General features: G+C 39.6%; 15 protein-coding genes and 1 tRNA gene. 1 reads left to right on the forward strand and 15 read right to left on the reverse strand.

Annotated elements, in window-relative coordinates:
- Positions 1-188: 188 nt before the first annotated feature.
- The 9 genes from eno to J2Y03_RS24900 all read right to left on the reverse strand — a co-directional run bounded on the left by eno (position 189) and on the right by J2Y03_RS24900 (position 9,327).
- On the reverse strand, positions 189-1,487 hold the full coding sequence (gene eno, locus J2Y03_RS24860) for a phosphopyruvate hydratase (protein ID WP_310199489.1): 1,299 nt from the start codon (positions 1,485-1,487) through the stop codon (positions 189-191).
- 29 nt (positions 1,488-1,516) lie between these two features.
- Positions 1,517-3,049: a 2,3-bisphosphoglycerate-independent phosphoglycerate mutase gene (gpmI, locus tag J2Y03_RS24865; RefSeq protein ID WP_310199491.1), complete on the reverse strand. Its 1,533-nt coding sequence runs from the start codon at positions 3,047-3,049 to the stop codon at positions 1,517-1,519.
- Complete coding sequence (gene tpiA, locus J2Y03_RS24870) at positions 3,042-3,803, reverse strand: triose-phosphate isomerase (RefSeq protein WP_310199493.1); 762 nt, start codon at positions 3,801-3,803, stop codon at positions 3,042-3,044. The genes gpmI and tpiA overlap by 8 nt, the downstream gene beginning before the upstream one ends.
- A gap of 169 nt (positions 3,804-3,972) precedes the next feature.
- A complete protein-coding gene (locus J2Y03_RS24875; RefSeq protein WP_310199495.1) occupies positions 3,973-5,157 on the reverse strand; it encodes a phosphoglycerate kinase in 1,185 nt (394 codons plus the stop codon).
- A gap of 150 nt (positions 5,158-5,307) precedes the next feature.
- Positions 5,308-6,315: a type I glyceraldehyde-3-phosphate dehydrogenase gene (gene gap / locus J2Y03_RS24880; RefSeq protein ID WP_310199497.1), complete on the reverse strand. Its 1,008-nt coding sequence runs from the start codon at positions 6,313-6,315 to the stop codon at positions 5,308-5,310.
- 77 nt (positions 6,316-6,392) lie between these two features.
- A complete protein-coding gene (locus J2Y03_RS24885) occupies positions 6,393-7,415 on the reverse strand; it encodes a sugar-binding transcriptional regulator (protein ID WP_132092741.1) in 1,023 nt (340 codons plus the stop codon).
- 134 nt (positions 7,416-7,549) lie between these two features.
- The gene (locus J2Y03_RS24890; RefSeq protein WP_310199501.1) at positions 7,550-7,807 is read right to left on the reverse strand and encodes a glutaredoxin family protein; all 258 of its coding nucleotides are present in this window, start codon (positions 7,805-7,807) and stop codon (positions 7,550-7,552) included.
- A 13-nt stretch (positions 7,808-7,820) separates the two neighbouring features.
- Positions 7,821-9,146, reverse strand: a complete 1,326-nt coding sequence (gene rpoN, locus J2Y03_RS24895) for an RNA polymerase factor sigma-54 (protein ID WP_310199502.1) — start codon at positions 9,144-9,146, stop codon at positions 7,821-7,823.
- Positions 9,147-9,255: 109 nt separating this feature from the next.
- Positions 9,256-9,327: transfer RNA gene (locus tag J2Y03_RS24900), tRNA-Arg, on the reverse strand.
- 199 nt (positions 9,328-9,526) lie between these two features.
- Between J2Y03_RS24900 and clpP the strand changes: the two genes are divergently transcribed.
- Positions 9,527-10,132 carry an ATP-dependent Clp endopeptidase proteolytic subunit ClpP gene (gene clpP / locus J2Y03_RS24905; protein WP_310199504.1) on the forward strand — a complete coding sequence of 202 codons (606 nt, stop codon included), beginning with the start codon at positions 9,527-9,529 and terminating at the stop codon, positions 10,130-10,132.
- Between the two features lie 533 nt (positions 10,133-10,665).
- Here clpP and J2Y03_RS24910 read toward each other — a convergent pair.
- The 6 genes from J2Y03_RS24910 to trxB all read right to left on the reverse strand — a co-directional run bounded on the left by J2Y03_RS24910 (position 10,666) and on the right by trxB (position 15,588).
- The gene (locus J2Y03_RS24910) at positions 10,666-10,923 is read right to left on the reverse strand and encodes an HPr family phosphocarrier protein (protein WP_132092827.1); all 258 of its coding nucleotides are present in this window, start codon (positions 10,921-10,923) and stop codon (positions 10,666-10,668) included.
- Positions 10,924-10,949: 26 nt separating this feature from the next.
- Positions 10,950-11,900, reverse strand: coding sequence for a DNA-binding protein WhiA (gene whiA, locus J2Y03_RS24915; RefSeq protein ID WP_132092830.1), 951 nt, complete (start codon positions 11,898-11,900; stop codon positions 10,950-10,952).
- A 41-nt stretch (positions 11,901-11,941) separates the two neighbouring features.
- Positions 11,942-12,925 (reverse strand): gluconeogenesis factor YvcK family protein, encoded by a 984-nt coding sequence (locus J2Y03_RS24920; RefSeq protein WP_310199508.1) that lies wholly within the window; start codon positions 12,923-12,925, stop codon positions 11,942-11,944.
- A complete protein-coding gene (gene rapZ, locus J2Y03_RS24925; RefSeq protein ID WP_132092836.1) occupies positions 12,922-13,815 on the reverse strand; it encodes an RNase adapter RapZ in 894 nt (297 codons plus the stop codon). The genes J2Y03_RS24920 and rapZ overlap by 4 nt, the downstream gene beginning before the upstream one ends.
- 17 nt (positions 13,816-13,832) lie before the next feature.
- Positions 13,833-14,291 carry an NUDIX hydrolase gene (locus tag J2Y03_RS24930; RefSeq protein WP_310199510.1) on the reverse strand — a complete coding sequence of 153 codons (459 nt, stop codon included), beginning with the start codon at positions 14,289-14,291 and terminating at the stop codon, positions 13,833-13,835.
- A 346-nt stretch (positions 14,292-14,637) separates the two neighbouring features.
- Positions 14,638-15,588: a thioredoxin-disulfide reductase gene (gene trxB / locus J2Y03_RS24935; protein WP_310199512.1), complete on the reverse strand. Its 951-nt coding sequence runs from the start codon at positions 15,586-15,588 to the stop codon at positions 14,638-14,640.
- Positions 15,589-15,640 lie beyond the last annotated feature (52 nt).

Consider the following 15,640-nt stretch of genomic DNA (forward strand, 5'->3'; position numbering starts at 1 on the left):
GACCCAAATGCATTTTCTTCAAGCTCTCAGGTCATTCCAGCTCTCCTGCATTGACCCAAATTTCTTTTCCTACCAGCTTTGGTCATTCCAGCTCTCCTGCATTGACCCAAATTTCTTTTCCTACCAGCTTTGGTCACTCCAGCTAAAAAAGACACTCATTCGTCAATGAGTGCCTTTCACTTAGATGATTATTTACTTAAGTTATAGAAAGATTTTAATCCGTTGTATTGTGCTGTTTCACCTAATTGGTCTTCGATACGAAGTAATTGGTTGTATTTAGCAACACGGTCAGTACGTGAAGGCGCACCAGTTTTGATTTGACCTGCATTTGTTGCAACCGCGATGTCTGCGATTGTGTTATCTTCAGTTTCACCAGAACGGTGAGAGATAACTGCTGTATAGCCAGCGCGCTTAGCCATTTCAATTGCGTCAAATGTTTCAGTTAATGTACCGATTTGGTTAACTTTGATAAGGATTGAGTTACCAATTCCTTTTTCAATACCTTCAGAAAGTTTCTTCGTATTTGTAACGAATAGGTCATCCCCAACTAATTGAACCTTTTTACCAAGACGTTCAGTTAGAAGCTTGTGTCCTTCCCAATCGTTTTCATCTAAACCATCTTCAATGGAGATGATTGGGTATTTGCTAGAAAGCTCTTCATACCAATCAACCATTTCAGCAGAAGTTTTAACAACGCCTTCACCTGCAAGATGGTATTTTCCATCTTCTTTGTTATAAAACTCTGAAGACGCAGCATCCATTGCCAAGAATATTTCTTCGCCAGGCTTGTAGCCAGCTTTTTCGATAGCTAGAACAATCGTTTGAAGAGCTTCTTCGTTAGATCCTAAGTTTGGAGCAAATCCGCCTTCATCCCCAACAGCTGTGTTAAGTCCTTTTTCTTTAAGAACAGACTTTAAGCTGTGGAAAATTTCTGCACCCATACGAAGTGCTTCTCTGAAGTTAGGAGCACCTACAGGCATAACCATGAATTCTTGAATATCAACGTTGTTATCAGCGTGCTCTCCACCGTTAACGATGTTCATCATTGGAACTGGAAGCTGCTTAGAGTTGAAACCGCCAAGGTATTGATATAAAGGAATATCTAAGTAGTTTGCAGCAGCATGAGCTACAGCCATAGAAACACCTAGGATTGCATTGGCACCTAATTTACCTTTATTTTCGGTTCCATCAAGCTCGATTAAAGCATGGTCAACAGAAACTTGGTCTAAAACGCTGAATTCTTCACCAACAAGGTGTGGAGCAATAATTTCGTTAACGTTGCTTACTGCTTTCAAAACACCTTTACCAAGGTAACGTTCTTTGTCTCCATCACGAAGTTCTACCGCTTCGTATTCACCAGTAGAAGCTCCACTTGGAACTAATGCACGGCCAAATGCACCTGATTCAGTAAAAACTTCAACCTCAACTGTTGGGTTACCGCGGGAATCTAATACTTCACGAGCATATACGTCTACAATAAATGGCATTTAATTTCTCTCCTTTTTATATAAAAAAATTATTTAATTAATGATTTTCCTGTCATTTCTTCAGGTTGTTCTACACCAAGCAGCTTTAACATCGTAGGAGCTAAGTCACCTAAAATTCCACCGTCACGCAATTCCACATCATTCTTAGTAACAATGACAGGAACTGGATTCGTGGTATGGGCTGTCATTGGATCGCCTTCTGGGGTGATAACCTCATCCGCATTGCCGTGGTCAGCTGTAATAATAGCTGATCCACCTTTTTCAAGAATTAAATCAACAATTTTTCCTAAGCATTCATCAACGGTTTCAATTGCCTTAACAGTTGGTTCAAGCATTCCTGAATGTCCAACCATATCAGGGTTTGCAAAGTTTAGGATAATGGCGTCAAATTTATCGTCCTGGATTTCCTTTAAAAGAGCATCTGTTAATTCATAGGCGCTCATTTCTGGCTGTAGGTCATAAGTAGCAACCTTTGGAGAGTTAATTAATAATCGTTCCTCTCCAGGGAATTTATCTTCACGCCCGCCGCTCATAAAGAAAGTGACATGAGGATATTTTTCTGTTTCAGCAATTCTTAATTGCTTCAATCCATTTTGCGATAAGACTTCACCTAATGTGTTGTCCAAGTTAGAAGGCTTAAACGCAACATATCCGTTAACGGATTCACTGAAATGTGTTAAACAGACAAAGAATAAGTCCTTAGGATGTTTCTCACCACGGTCAAACGGACGAAAATCTTCGTTTGTAAATACGTTAGAGATTTGGATAGCCCGGTCAGGACGGAAATTATAGAAAATGACGGCATCATTGTCTTGAATGGTCGCTACAGGCTTCCCATCTTCCTTTGTAATCACAGACGGAATGACGAATTCATCATAAATTCCATGTTGGTAGGAATCCTCTACAACATCTAATGGATTGGTGTAAGTTGGGCCATCGCCATAAACCATCGAGCAGTAAGACTTTTCGACGCGCTCCCAGCGCTTGTCCCGGTCCATGGAATAATAGCGTCCAGAAATGGTAGCAAATTCACCAACGCCATACTCCTTAATTTTATCCAAAGTCTGCTGAATATATTTAGCAGCAGTTTTCTGACCAACATCACGTCCATCAAGGAAGCCATGAATATAAACGTTTTCTACGCCTTCCTCTTTCGCCATCTTTAACAATGCAAACATATGACTAATATGGCTGTGTACGCCGCCATCCGATAATAATCCGAATAAATGTAAGTTCGTTCCACTTTTCTTCACATGATCCAACGCACTGCAGATGGTTTCATTTTTTTCAAATTCACCTTCACGAATAGCGATATTCACGCGTGTTAGGCTTTGGTAGACAATCCGGCCAGCACCGATATTTAAGTGACCAACCTCCGAGTTACCCATTTGCCCTTCGGGAAGCCCAACCGCCTCACCTGAAGCTGTTAAATGAGAATGAGGGAAAGAACTCCAATAGCGATCGAAATTTGGTTTTTTTGCATGATAGACTGCATTCCCTTTATGTTCATCCCTGCATCCAAATCCATCTAGAATGATGAGGGCAACGGGAGACTTACTCATAGCTTCCTGCCTCCAATAGCTGCAAGAATGAGCGTGCCTCAAGACTAGCTCCGCCTACAAGAGCGCCATCGATATCTGGCTGAGCCATATATTCTTTAATGTTCTCAGGCTTCACACTGCCGCCATATTGAATTCGAACCGCATTTGCAACATCTTCACTAAACTGCCCAGCAACAACCTGACGAATGTGAGCACATACATCATTAGCATCTTGTGAAGTCGAAGATTTTCCAGTTCCGATTGCCCAGATAGGTTCATAAGCAATAACCGTTTGTTTTACTTGATCATCAGTTAAGCCTGCTAATGCTTTTTGAACTTGTGAGCCTACGAAATCCATCGTTTCGCCATTTTCACGCTGTTCTAGCGTTTCACCACAGCAAACAATCGGTGTTAGGTTGTATTTAAAAGCTGCAAGGGTCTTTAAATTAACAGATTCATCTGTTTCATTGAACATTTCTCTGCGTTCTGAATGACCAATAATCACATATTGTACGCCAATTTCAGAAAGTGGTTTTGGACTGATTTCCCCAGTAAAAGCCCCGCTCTCTTCAAAATGCATGTTTTGTGCACCAATTTTCACATCGCTGCCTTCTGTAATTTCTACAAGATTCTGTAAAAATAAAGCAGGTGCGCAAATAATTGAATCGATTTTTTGAGAACTCGGTACAAGACCTTTTACTTCCTCCGCAAAGCTTTTTGCCTCAGCAGAAGTTTTATTCATTTTCCAGTTACCTGCAATAATCGGTTTACGCATAATGGCACATCCTTCCTTACTTGTCTAGCTGCAGCGCCTAGGGGCTCGGGGTCATAAGCCAATCCGTCAAGAAGGTTAAAGAGCAACCTTCATGCCGGCCCGTCTTATGCCTGTCGCCCCGAGGAAAAAATGAACTGCTTTTTTCCCTAGGCAAGGCGCTTCCGCTTTTCTATTTGTCGTTTAATGCAACTACTCCTGGAAGTGCTTTACCTTCCATAAATTCTAATGAAGCGCCGCCGCCGGTTGAAATATGGCTCATCTTATCTGCTAAATTGAACTTTTCGACTGCTGCTGCAGAGTCTCCACCGCCAATCACTGAATAGGTACCTTCAGCTTCTGCAAGTGCTTCCGCAACTGCCTTTGTACCACCAGCGAACTTATCGATTTCGAAAACACCCATTGGTCCGTTCCAAATAACTAATTTAGACTTTTGGATCACGTCACGATAAATTTCAGCTGTTTTAGGCCCGATATCGAGTGCTTCCCAATCAGATGGAATTTCTTCAATAGCCACTGCCTTCGAATTTGCTTCTGCTGAGAAATCATCAGCTACAATCGCATCAACTGGCATATAGAAGTTAACACCTTTTTCTTTAGCCTTTTCGATAAAGGATTTTGCTAAGTCAACTTTGTCTGCTTCTAGAAGTGATTTACCAACTTCATGACCTTGTGCTTTAACAAAGGTATACGCAAGACCGCCGCCAATAATTAAGTTATCAACTTTTTCTAATAGGTTTTCAATAACACCGATTTTGTCCTTTACTTTCGCTCCGCCAATAATTGCAGTAAACGGACGCTCAGGATTGGATAAAGCTTTGCCTAATACATCTAGCTCTTTCTCCATTAAAAGACCAGACACAGCAGGAAGATGGTGTGCAATACCTTCTGTAGAAGCATGCGCTCTGTGGGCAGCACCAAATGCGTCATTTACATACACATCTGCAAGTTCTGCAAAGGATTTCGCAAGTTCGGAATCATTCTTTTCTTCACCAGGGTAGAAACGTACGTTTTCAAGAAGAAGAACATCGCCTTCATTCATGGACTCGATTAAAGATTTAACAGAATCACCATAAGCTTCATCTGCTTTTTGCACGTTTTTGCCAAGAAGTTCAGATAATCTTACACCTGCTGGAGTTAAGCGCATTTCTTCCACTACTTTACCTTTTGGTCGTCCAAAATGGCTCGCCAAAATAACTTTAGCACCCTGATCTATTAAGTATTGAATGGTTGGTAATGCAGCGCGAATTCTTGTATCATCTGTAATTTCCCCATCCTGCATCGGAACGTTAAAATCAACTCGGCAGAAAACGCGTTTCCCTTTTACATCAACATCTTTTAATGTTTTCTTGTTCATGCGAAAAGCCTCCTTATGTATTGACAGCAATTTACACAAAAAAAGGGAAGGGGGAATGTTCCCCGCTCCCCTTTGAATTACCATAAATCATTATTGCTTTTAGATGTAGAAATTACTAATCTTAGCCAATTTATGAATGTAAAATTAGGATTATAGACCTTTTTGAGCGATATATCCAATAAGGTCAACAACGCGGCTTGAGTAACCAACTTCGTTATCGTACCAAGATAATACTTTTACCATATTGTCTTCAAGAACCATTGTTGATAATCCGTCAACTGTAGATGAAACTGTTGCACCATTATAGTCAGTAGAAACTAATGGTAGTTCGCTATAAGCTAAAATTCCTTTTAATGGACCTTCAGCAGCTGCTTTCATAGCGGCATTAATTTCTTCAGCTGTAACATTCTTATCTAATTCAGCAACTAAATCAACGATAGATACGTTTGGAGTTGGTACGCGAATTGCCATACCATTTAATTTCCCTTTAAGTTCAGGAAGAACTAATGCAACTGCTTTAGCAGCACCAGTTGTAGTTGGAATCATGTTCTCTGCAGCTGCACGAGCACGACGGTAGTCCTTATGTGGCAAGTCAAGGATTTGTTGGTCATTTGTATAAGAGTGAATAGTTGTCATCATTCCACGCTTAATTCCGAAATTATCATTTAAAACCTTAGCAAAAGGAGCTAGACAGTTAGTTGTACATGAAGCATTTGATAATACATGGTGGTTAGCCGCGTCGTATTTATCTTCATTAACACCCATAACAATTGTAATATCTTCGTTTGATGCTGGAGCAGAGATGATAACTTTTTTCGCACCTGCTTCAAGGTGTTTCGCTGCATCTTCACGCTTAGTGAAACGTCCTGTAGATTCAACTACTACCTCAACTCCAAGCTCTCCCCAACCTAATTGAGCAGGATCGCGTTCAGCTAGTACTTTTACTTTTTGGTTACCAACAACTAGGTATTGACCGTCAACTTTAACATCTGCTTGAAGAGTGCCATGGACTGTATCGTATTTTAAAAGATGCGCAAGCATGTTTGCATCTGTTAAATCGTTAATTGCTACAATTTCCATCTCTGAGTTATTTAATGCCGCGCGGAATACGTTACGGCCGATACGACCAAATCCATTAATACCAACTTTTACTGTCATTTTAATTTCCTCCTTGTTTTGAAAAAAGGTTTTTATTTAGGCTCTTTTCTTAAAAAGTAGCCTTATTTAAAAAGGATTTACCCTTTTAATAACTTTCTTGCTGCACCCTCATCGGTAATTAGTATCGTCGAGGCTGGTGCTTGTTTCATATATGCCCTAATGGCTTTCGCCTTTGAAGTGCCGCCTGCCACAGCGATTACATTAGGAATCTGTGTTAAATCTTCGAGTTGAAGTCCAATCGTTAAAACTTTATGGACGATTTCACCCTTTTCATTAAAATAATAGCCGAAAGCTTCCCCCACTGCTGCATTTGCTTCTAGCTTTTGCATGATTTCGGGCTTAGAACTTCTTCTTTCAGCCATTGTGATAGCATCCCCAATACCATGAAGAACCATGCTCGCTGATTTTATTAGATGTAAAACTTCATGAATTTCAGGTTCTTTAATAAGGGATTGATAAATTTCGTTACTAACCTGATCGGGTACATAAAACACACGATGCTTTGATTGGGTATTTTTTGACATAATTGAGCTAATCGTATTCGCCTGGTTCTGAACATCCTCACCAATTCCGCCACGAGCTGGAACGAACAGCAATTCCTTTTTGCCAAGCTCTGGTGTAAGTACTTTTGCGATAGCTGCCATGGTTGAACCGCCAGTTACAGCGATAATATTTTTCCCGGACAGATACTTTTTCATGCAAATCGCACTGGCCTTGCCTAGGTCATCTTTAACCATTAAGGATTCATCACTGTTACCAGGTACAATCACTACCTTACGAATCTTTAGGCGGTGTTTTAATTCTAACTCCATTACATCAATACCGATTAATTCACGGATTAGACCTTCTAAATCCTCTAAAAGATTTTTCCCTTCAGAGGTTAAACTCATTCCAATATTGTTAATCGAAATAAGATTTTGTTCCTTTAGGAAATCAACTTCACTGCGAAGAACTCGTTCTGTATACCCAAGATTGGCGGCTAGACTCCTTCTACCTACAGGCTGCATAAAACCAATATGCCTCAGGATAGAATATCGTTTATGTAACACTTGAAGTAGATCAGGTAATAATCTTTTTTGGATATCGATGAGTGACTGCATAACAACTTGCTCCTTTATACTATGTCGCTGGGTCGTAAAATGTCCACCGTAGACAAATTATGTCCCACTCAGTCGAAAAAAAATCACCCCTGCTAACAATTATCATTCTAACAGGAGTGAAAATCTATTTCAACTTAAAATTTTGCTATTTTTTCTTGTAAACGGTTACTCAGGTCATTTTTATCAATAATTCCAAAAGCAACTTCTACTCCATTGATGTGAACCACTGGAATCATGATTCCAAACTTTTCTGTTAAGTCATCACTTTGGGCAATATCAATTTCCTCAAGGGTAAAGTTCCACCGTTCCTTTAACTCCAAAATCGTAGCCTTAGCTTTATCACATAATGAACATTGTTTTCTTGTATATAGGGTAATTATAGTTTGCGACATTATTCATTTCCTTTCAATCAAACCTTTTTCTTTTTGAAGAGGATGCTATTCCAAGTTGATCTCGGTATTTTGCAACAGTTCTCCTTGAAACTACAATTCCTTGTTTTGTCTTTAGTATTTCCACTATTTCTTGATCTGAAAACGGTCGTTGTTTATTTTCAGTTTCAATCATGGAAGATATTGCATTTTTCACTTGACTGGAGGATGTACTTTCGTTTGAAACTGTTTGAATAGTGCTCGTAAAAAAGGATTTAAGTGAGAAAGTTCCGATTGGTGTCTGCACATATTTTTCTTTCACCGCTCGGCTTACGGTTGACTCATGTATTTCAAGCTCATTTGCTACTTCCTTCATCGTCATCGGCACTAAGAATTCTCGACCTTTTTCAAAAAATTGAGTTTGTTTTTCGACAATTTTACTTACAACCCTTGTTAACGTTTCCTTCCTCTGCTCAATACTTCTTATGATCCATTGATAATCCTGTACCTTCTCCTGTAAAAAACGACCTACCTGAGAATCTTGGCTAGTAGTCAGTTTTTTATAATAATGGTCGTTAAAACTGATTTTAGGAATACTGTCATTACACAGCCTTACTGAATATCCATCCCCGAACCGTTCAACGATAGCATCAGGAATAATGTAGGAGGCATTTTCTTGTTCCAAACGTGATCCAGGACGTGGATTCAATTGCTGAATGGTGTCAAATACCTCTTGAATCTTTTGGATAGGAACTTGTAATTCCTTTGCAATTTGCTTCCATTTCTTTTCTGCAAATGGGACAAAATAATCAGTAAGGATGGTTAGCGCTAAATGATCCTCAAAGTTTTCCCGTTCTACTTGAATTAATAAGCATTCTTGCAGGGTTCGAGCACCGATACCAGCCGGTTCTAACGTTTGGATTACAATAATGCTTTCTTCTACAAGTTCTAACGGGACTCTTAACCGTTCCGAAATTTCCTCCGGTTCAGAGATTAAGTATCCGTTTACATCGAGATTCTCAATTAGATATTTGATCACTTTTAATTGAATACTAGAGTATTTATGAAGTGAAAGTTGATTAATTAGTTGGTCTTCCATAATGGATGACTTTGCTGCAATTTGTTCAATCCACTCGTTTTCTGTATGTTTCGTATGTTTGCGCCGATTGCGGTCTATTAATGGGTTAATAGGCTGAATATTATTATTCTCAACCTGTAATAGGGGATTTTCAAGTGCCTTGTTTTCTAAAAAAGAAGAAAGCTCCTGTGCTGAATATTGTAAGAGTGCAATCGCTTGGGTCAGTTCCTGTGTCATTGCCAATTTCAACGATTGCTGTTGCCATAAACCTGCTTTTAAATCCATTGACTATTCCCCCCTCGCTCTATTTTACATGATGAAAGGGTTTTCGTGTACGAAAAATAACAGTTAAAATAAAAAAACTCCCTTTCCAGTGGAAAAGGAGGTTTTATGACGCGCTCGGCAGGAATCGAACCTGCATTTCAAGCTTCGGAGGCTTGCGTGCTATCCGTTGCACCACGAGCGCAAATGTGCGACTTGTCTATTATATGCCAATTTGTGAAACATTGCAAGCTAAAATAGGTTTAAAAAAGCACCAAATGGTTATGCTGAAATAGGGAAAGTTGTCGAACATTTTAAAGGCGAATTGTTTGACCTTAATTGACCATCAGTGTATGATTACTATACATATTATAAAATCTTTCATACTCAAAGGAGGAAGAAAAATGAATTTGATTCCTACAGTTATTGAACAAACAAGCCGTGGAGAGAGAGCATATGATATTTATTCTCGTCTGTTAAAAGACCGGATTATTATGCTTGGGAGTGGTATTGACGATCATGTTGCGAACAGCATTGTAGCACAATTACTATTCCTAGAAGCTGAAAACCCTGAGAAGGATATATCCATTTATATTAACAGCCCTGGTGGCAGCATTACTGCTGGTATGGCTATTTATGACACTATGCAGTTCATTAAGCCAGATGTTCAAACCATCTGTATCGGTATGGCTGCATCAATGGGTGCTTTCTTACTTGCAGCAGGTACAAAAGGCAAGCGTTATGCGTTGCCAAATGCTGAAGTAATGATTCATCAGCCATTAGGCGGAGCACAAGGTCAAGCTACCGAGATTGAAATTGCAGCGAAGCGCATTCTTTTCCTTCGTGAAAAATTGAATGGAATCTTAGCAGAGCGTACTGGTCAGCCTATAGAAGTGCTTCAAAAGGATACAGACCGCGATAACTTTATGACAGCTGAAAGAGCGAAAGAATACGGTCTTGTTGATCATATTATCACTAGAAGCCTTACAGAAGAAAAGAAAGATAAGTAAAAGTGGAGCAGCCGGAAGTTGAACGGCTGCTTTTTTTGTTTATGGGATGCGGTGGAGTGACCGTGAATGCTGCTTAGAAGTGTTTTCGGATCAATGGAAAGGTGTTGGAGTTACCCAAACTAGTTTTCCAAAGGACTTTCGGTCACTCCAGAGCTGCTGGATATACCCAAACTAGTTTTCTGAATGTCTTTCGGTCACTCCAGAAGTGCTGGAGTTACCCAAACCGGTTTTCCGAAGGTCTTTCGGTCACTCCAGAGCTGCTGGATTTACCCAAACCGGTTTTCCGAAGGTCTTTCGGTCACTCCAGAACTGCTGGATTTACCCAAACTGGTTTTCCAAAGGACTTTCGGTCACTCCAGAGCTGATGGAGTTACCCAAACCGGTTTTCCGAAGGTCTTTCGGTTACTCCAGGGCTGATGGAGTTACCCAAACCAGTTTTATGAATGTCTTTCGTTCACTATAACCCCTCATAGTTACCTACCTAAATATAGAAAAAAGAGTTTGACCATTTTTAGGTCAAACTCTTTTTATGTTTAATGTTCATTTTGAACAAAATGAGACAATGCTTCAACCGCTTTTTCTTCATCATCGCCTTCAGCGACAATATTGACGGCCACTCCTGAACCAACTGCTAAGCTCATTAGACCCATAATGCTTTTCGCATTTACTTTTTTACCATCTTTCTCTAAAAATATATCAGATGAAAAACGGTTTGCCTCCTGAACAAATAATGCGGCAGGTCGTGCTTGAAGACCCGTTTTCAATTTTACTTCCACTTGTTTCTCTACCATTATTAAATCCTCCTCATATTTTTCCTCTATTTTCTTGAAGCCATTTCACCTATACGTAATTTTTCAGCAATTTCATCTATTTTTCTTAACCGATGATTAATTCCCGATTTACTAATTGTGCCTCCGGTAACCATCTCCCCTAATTCTTTAAGGGTCACATCTGTGTAATGGAGACGGAGTTCAGCGATTTCTCTTAACTTATCAGGTAGAATATGGAGCCCAACCGTTTCGTTAATATATCGAATATTCTCAACCTGCCGAATGGAAGCACCAATGGTCTTATTTAAGTTCGCAGTTTCACAATTAACGAGTCGATTAACCGAATTTCGCATATCTCGGACAATCCGAACATCTTCAAAGCGGAGAAGAGCATTGACTGCACCAATGATATTTAAACACTCGGTAATTTTTTCCGCCTCTTTTAAGTAAGTAATATAGCCTTTTTTTCGCTCAAGCGTTTTACTATTTAGACCAAATTTATTCATTAATTCGCACAAGGAATCATTATGTTCCTTATAAAGCGAAGCAATTTCCAAATGATAAGAAGAAGTCTCTGGATTATTAACGGAACCTCCAGCAAGAAATGCGCCACGTAAGTAAGAACGTTTACAACACTTCTTTTTCACAAGCTCGCTAGCTATATCATGGATGAAGGTAAATCCTTCACCAAGGATTTTCATATCCTCTAGTATTTCCTTAGCCCGTTGCGATAGACGGACAATGTAAACATTGTTCTTTTTTAAACGCATTTTTTTTCGAACGAGAAGTTCAACAGGCACATCATAGCTCTTTTTTATTAACGTGTAAATCCTTCTTGCAATCGCTGCATTTTCCGTCTGAATATCTACAATTAACTTACGGTTGGAAAAGGACATAGAACCATTCATGCGTATGAGAGCTGAAAGTTCTGCTTGAATGCAGCATGGCTTTATTTCCAAATTCGTCAATTCTTTTTTCGTTTCCGAAGCGAAAGACATCCCTTCACCCCCTTTGCCCACTTTACAGCCGGGTATTAGTATTACGCTTCATGACGCTTTTTGGTTTCACTTAAAAGCAAATTATATAAAATTTTGGCAACCTTTTTTGGATCATGCCTAAGCGCCCCATTTTCCTGTACCGCTATGTCAGCGTGAACTACGTCAAGTCCAAGACGATTGATAATATCCAAATCATAGTGGACAGGATTCGCAAGTTCTTCATTATAGCGGAGTTGAATGTCTTCAGGAATTTCTTTGTCGTTAACCAACATCGTATCCATAAAAGCACAAGCCATATGGTCATAAATGGCTTTTACATGGTCACTGGCTGTGAATCCATGGGTTTCACCTGCTTGTGTCATTAAATTACAAATATACACCTTTTTAGCATGTGAACGGCAGATTTCTTCCCCTAATTTTGGTACAAGCAAATTAGGCAATATACTCGTATATAAACTGCCTGGGCCGATAATAATTAAATCCGCTTGTCTAATCGCTTGTATTGACTCTGGAAGTGGCGTAATAACTACCGGTGTTAAAAAAACTTTTTTAATTTTTTTGCCAGAATAGGGAATCTTTGACTCCCCCGATACAACTGCCCCATCCTCCATTTCTGCATGAAGCACAACGCTTTGGTTGGCTGCGGGCAGAACCTTACCTCGAACATTTAATACCTTACTCATCTCTTGAATAGCATGAACAAAGTTCCCCGTTATCGAAGTCATTGCTGCTAAAATCAAATTCCCAAGCGAATGACCCGATAATTCATTGGAAGTTTTAAAACGGTGTTGAAACATCTCTTCTACTAAGGGTTCAACATCTGATAATGCAACTAACACATTTCGGATATCTCCAGGAGGTGGAATTTGCAGGTCATCGCGGAGCCTTCCCGAACTGCCGCCATCATCTGCAACTGTCACGATGGCGGTAATATCGACTGGATATTGTTTTAACCCCCGCAATAAAACCGGCAATCCTGTTCCTCCGCCAATGATGACGATTCTAGGCTGTCCTAACTCGCTCATATCGTCTGATCCTTTCTCCTCTCAATGTCACGGTGCGAAACAAGTGTCTTGTAATCATTATCAAAGAATTTAGCAAGATATTCTGCCAGAGTAACGGAGCGATGCTGCCCTCCGGTACAACCAATGGCGATGACAAGCTGAGCTTTTCCTTCCCGCTTGTAATGCGGAAGCATAAAGCTAAGCAAATCGGTAACCTTCTCTAAGAATTTATGCGTTTCATTCCATTTCAAAACATAGCTGGAAACTTCTTCATCTAAACCTGTCTTAGGCCTCATATGATCAATATAATGGGGATTTGGCAGGAAGCGTACATCAAAAACAAGATCGGCATCAATGGGAATTCCATATTTAAATCCAAATGACATGACATTGACAGTAAAAATTGATTTTTTATTAGTGGTAAATTCAGTTATGATTTTTTCACGTAAATCACGTGGCTTCATTTGCGAAGTGTTATATATAAGCTGAGCTCTACCTTTTAATTCATCAAGAAGCTCCCTCTCCAGCTTGATTCCTTCTAATGGCAAACCAGATTGTGCAAGAGGATGAAACCTCCTTGTTTCCTTATATCTTCGAACTAACGTAGCATCATCAGCATCTAAGAACAAGATTTGTGGATTAACCCATGAAGTTTCTGCAAGTTCATCAAGTGCCTTAAATAAATGGTCAAAGAACTCTCTTCCCCTTAAATCCATTACCAATGCCACTTTATTCATCTTATTCCCAGATTCCTTCATAAGTTCAAGGAATTTTGGAAGCAAAGTTGGAGGTAGATTATCCACGCAGAAAAAACCTAAATCCTCTAAACTTTGGATGGCAACAGTTTTTCCAGCTCCAGACATTCCTGTAATAATGACCATCTGAGTTTCACTCGTTGATCCGATACTCATAATTATTCCCCCTCAAGTTAACTTGGATCTAATCGATAACTAATTAGTTGAAAATCTTTCGTATACGTAAAAGTACCGTAAATGATTCCTTTTCCATGAATCATATAATCGATAATATGATAGTCACCCGCCGCCATTGGCAGATTTTTGACTTGATCTAGCTGCTGCCATTCAAGCTTACCCTCTTCTGATTCGTCTAACCCCATACCATCAGAATCCGTTGCAAAAAAGGTAAACATCATCCATTCGGATAAGACTTGATCATTTTCTTTCATAATAAAGGTAAAAATACCCTTTAATTTTGGGTTTTTTAAATAGATTCCTGTTTCTTCCCGGAACTCACGGATACAGGAATCTCTAACAGATTCACCAGGCTCCATTTTGCCGCCTGGTGCTACCCACCAGCCACGACGCGGTTTCTTTAGCATTAATACTTGATTATCTCTAATTAATACACAATTGGTGACTCGCTGCACAACATTCACCCTCTATATAACAAGCTATGTAATGGTAAAATAGCGTATATTTATTCTTTTTATTATACTCCTTTTAGTAAGCGGTCACAATGAAACAAACATGTTAAAAATATGTAAAATCAAAAAGCGTAGCGATTCGATGTGACTTATCCTAGGAAGGTTGGCGAAGTACACTAGGCGCTGGGCCGCTTGTGCTAGACAAAAAATAGCACAGGCTCCCTGAGCCTGTGCACCAAGTGAATATTTTAAAGGGGGTCAATTCTTAATTTTTATTCTACCTTATTATTATTTCACCACTGTTACAGGAAAGTTAAAACAGAATTACGTTTATGAAGATTTTGTAAACCTACTGTTTAATTTTCAATTCTTCTTTTAGTTCTTCTACAAAGTGTTGTGCACTTTGAGCAGCGATGCTTCCATCACCGGTAGCGGTTACGATTTGTCTTAGGGTTTTCTCACGTATATCACCAGCAGCAAATATTCCCGGTACCTTTGTTTCCATTCGCTCGTTTGTTTCAATATAGCCATTTTCATTAGTGATTCCAAGGTTACTAAATGGTTTAGAAAGGGGAATCATCCCGATATAGATAAACACACCGTCTGCTGGTAGTTCCTGTTCTTCTCCATTTTGTGTTGAAACTAGAGTGACGCTGCCAACCTTTCCATCTTTGTCATTAATTGACTTAATGGTATGATTCCAAATAAAATCAATTTTTTCATTGGCAAATGCGCGGTCTTGAAGAATTTTCTGGGCACGAAGCTCTTCACGTCGATGAACGATTGTCACTTTAGATGCGAAACGAGTTAAGTAAACTCCTTCTTCAACTGCTGAGTCTCCGCCACCGATAACATACAATTCCTTTTGTTTAAAAAATGCGCCATCACATACGGCACAATAAGAAACACCGCGGCCGCTAAGTTCCTTTTCGCCCGGTACTCCTACCTTCTTATATTCAGCTCCAGCCGAAATAATAACAGAATAGGCTTTATACTGCTTTGATCCTGCGACAACGGTTTTAGTCTCACCATTATCGATAATTTCTTTGATATCACCATAGGCATATTCGGCACCAAACTTTTTCGCATGCTCAAACATTTTTGTGGATAAGTCCGGACCTAGGATACTTTCAAATCCAGGATAGTTTTCAACATCCTCTGTGTTGGCCATTTGGCCTCCAGGCATTCCTCGTTCAATCATAAGTGTAGAAAGATTGGCACGAGAAGTATAAACAGCAGCTGTCATCCCAGCAGGACCAGCACCTGCGATAATCACATCATAAATTTTTTCCTCAGACATATTTGTCACTCCCTATATATAAAAAAATACGATTAAGTGTAGTATTACCTAC

The organism is Neobacillus niacini (assembly GCF_031457145.1).
In the GTDB taxonomy this organism is placed as follows: Bacteria; Bacillota; Bacilli; order Bacillales; family Cytobacillaceae; genus Neobacillus; species Neobacillus niacini_J.

Coding starts and splice junctions, on each gene's coding strand:
- clpP (WP_310199504.1), top strand. CDS start 9,527: ATGAATTTGATTCCTACAGTTATTGAACAAACAAGCCGTGGAGAGAGA.
- eno (WP_310199489.1), bottom strand. CDS start 1,487: ATGCCATTTATTGTAGACGTATATGCTCGTGAAGTATTAGATTCCCGC.
- rpoN (WP_310199502.1), bottom strand. CDS start 9,146: ATGGATTTAAAAGCAGGTTTATGGCAACAGCAATCGTTGAAATTGGCA.
- gpmI (WP_310199491.1), bottom strand. CDS start 3,049: ATGAGTAAGTCTCCCGTTGCCCTCATCATTCTAGATGGATTTGGATGC.
- rapZ (WP_132092836.1), bottom strand. CDS start 13,815: ATGAGTATCGGATCAACGAGTGAAACTCAGATGGTCATTATTACAGGA.
- J2Y03_RS24885 (WP_132092741.1), bottom strand. CDS start 7,415: ATGCAGTCACTCATCGATATCCAAAAAAGATTATTACCTGATCTACTT.
- whiA (WP_132092830.1), bottom strand. CDS start 11,900: ATGTCTTTCGCTTCGGAAACGAAAAAAGAATTGACGAATTTGGAAATA.
- gap (WP_310199497.1), bottom strand. CDS start 6,315: ATGACAGTAAAAGTTGGTATTAATGGATTTGGTCGTATCGGCCGTAAC.
- J2Y03_RS24910 (WP_132092827.1), bottom strand. CDS start 10,923: ATGGTAGAGAAACAAGTGGAAGTAAAATTGAAAACGGGTCTTCAAGCA.
- J2Y03_RS24875 (WP_310199495.1), bottom strand. CDS start 5,157: ATGAACAAGAAAACATTAAAAGATGTTGATGTAAAAGGGAAACGCGTT.
- trxB (WP_310199512.1), bottom strand. CDS start 15,588: ATGTCTGAGGAAAAAATTTATGATGTGATTATCGCAGGTGCTGGTCCT.
- J2Y03_RS24890 (WP_310199501.1), bottom strand. CDS start 7,807: ATGTCGCAAACTATAATTACCCTATATACAAGAAAACAATGTTCATTA.
- tpiA (WP_310199493.1), bottom strand. CDS start 3,803: ATGCGTAAACCGATTATTGCAGGTAACTGGAAAATGAATAAAACTTCT.
- J2Y03_RS24920 (WP_310199508.1), bottom strand. CDS start 12,925: ATGAGCGAGTTAGGACAGCCTAGAATCGTCATCATTGGCGGAGGAACA.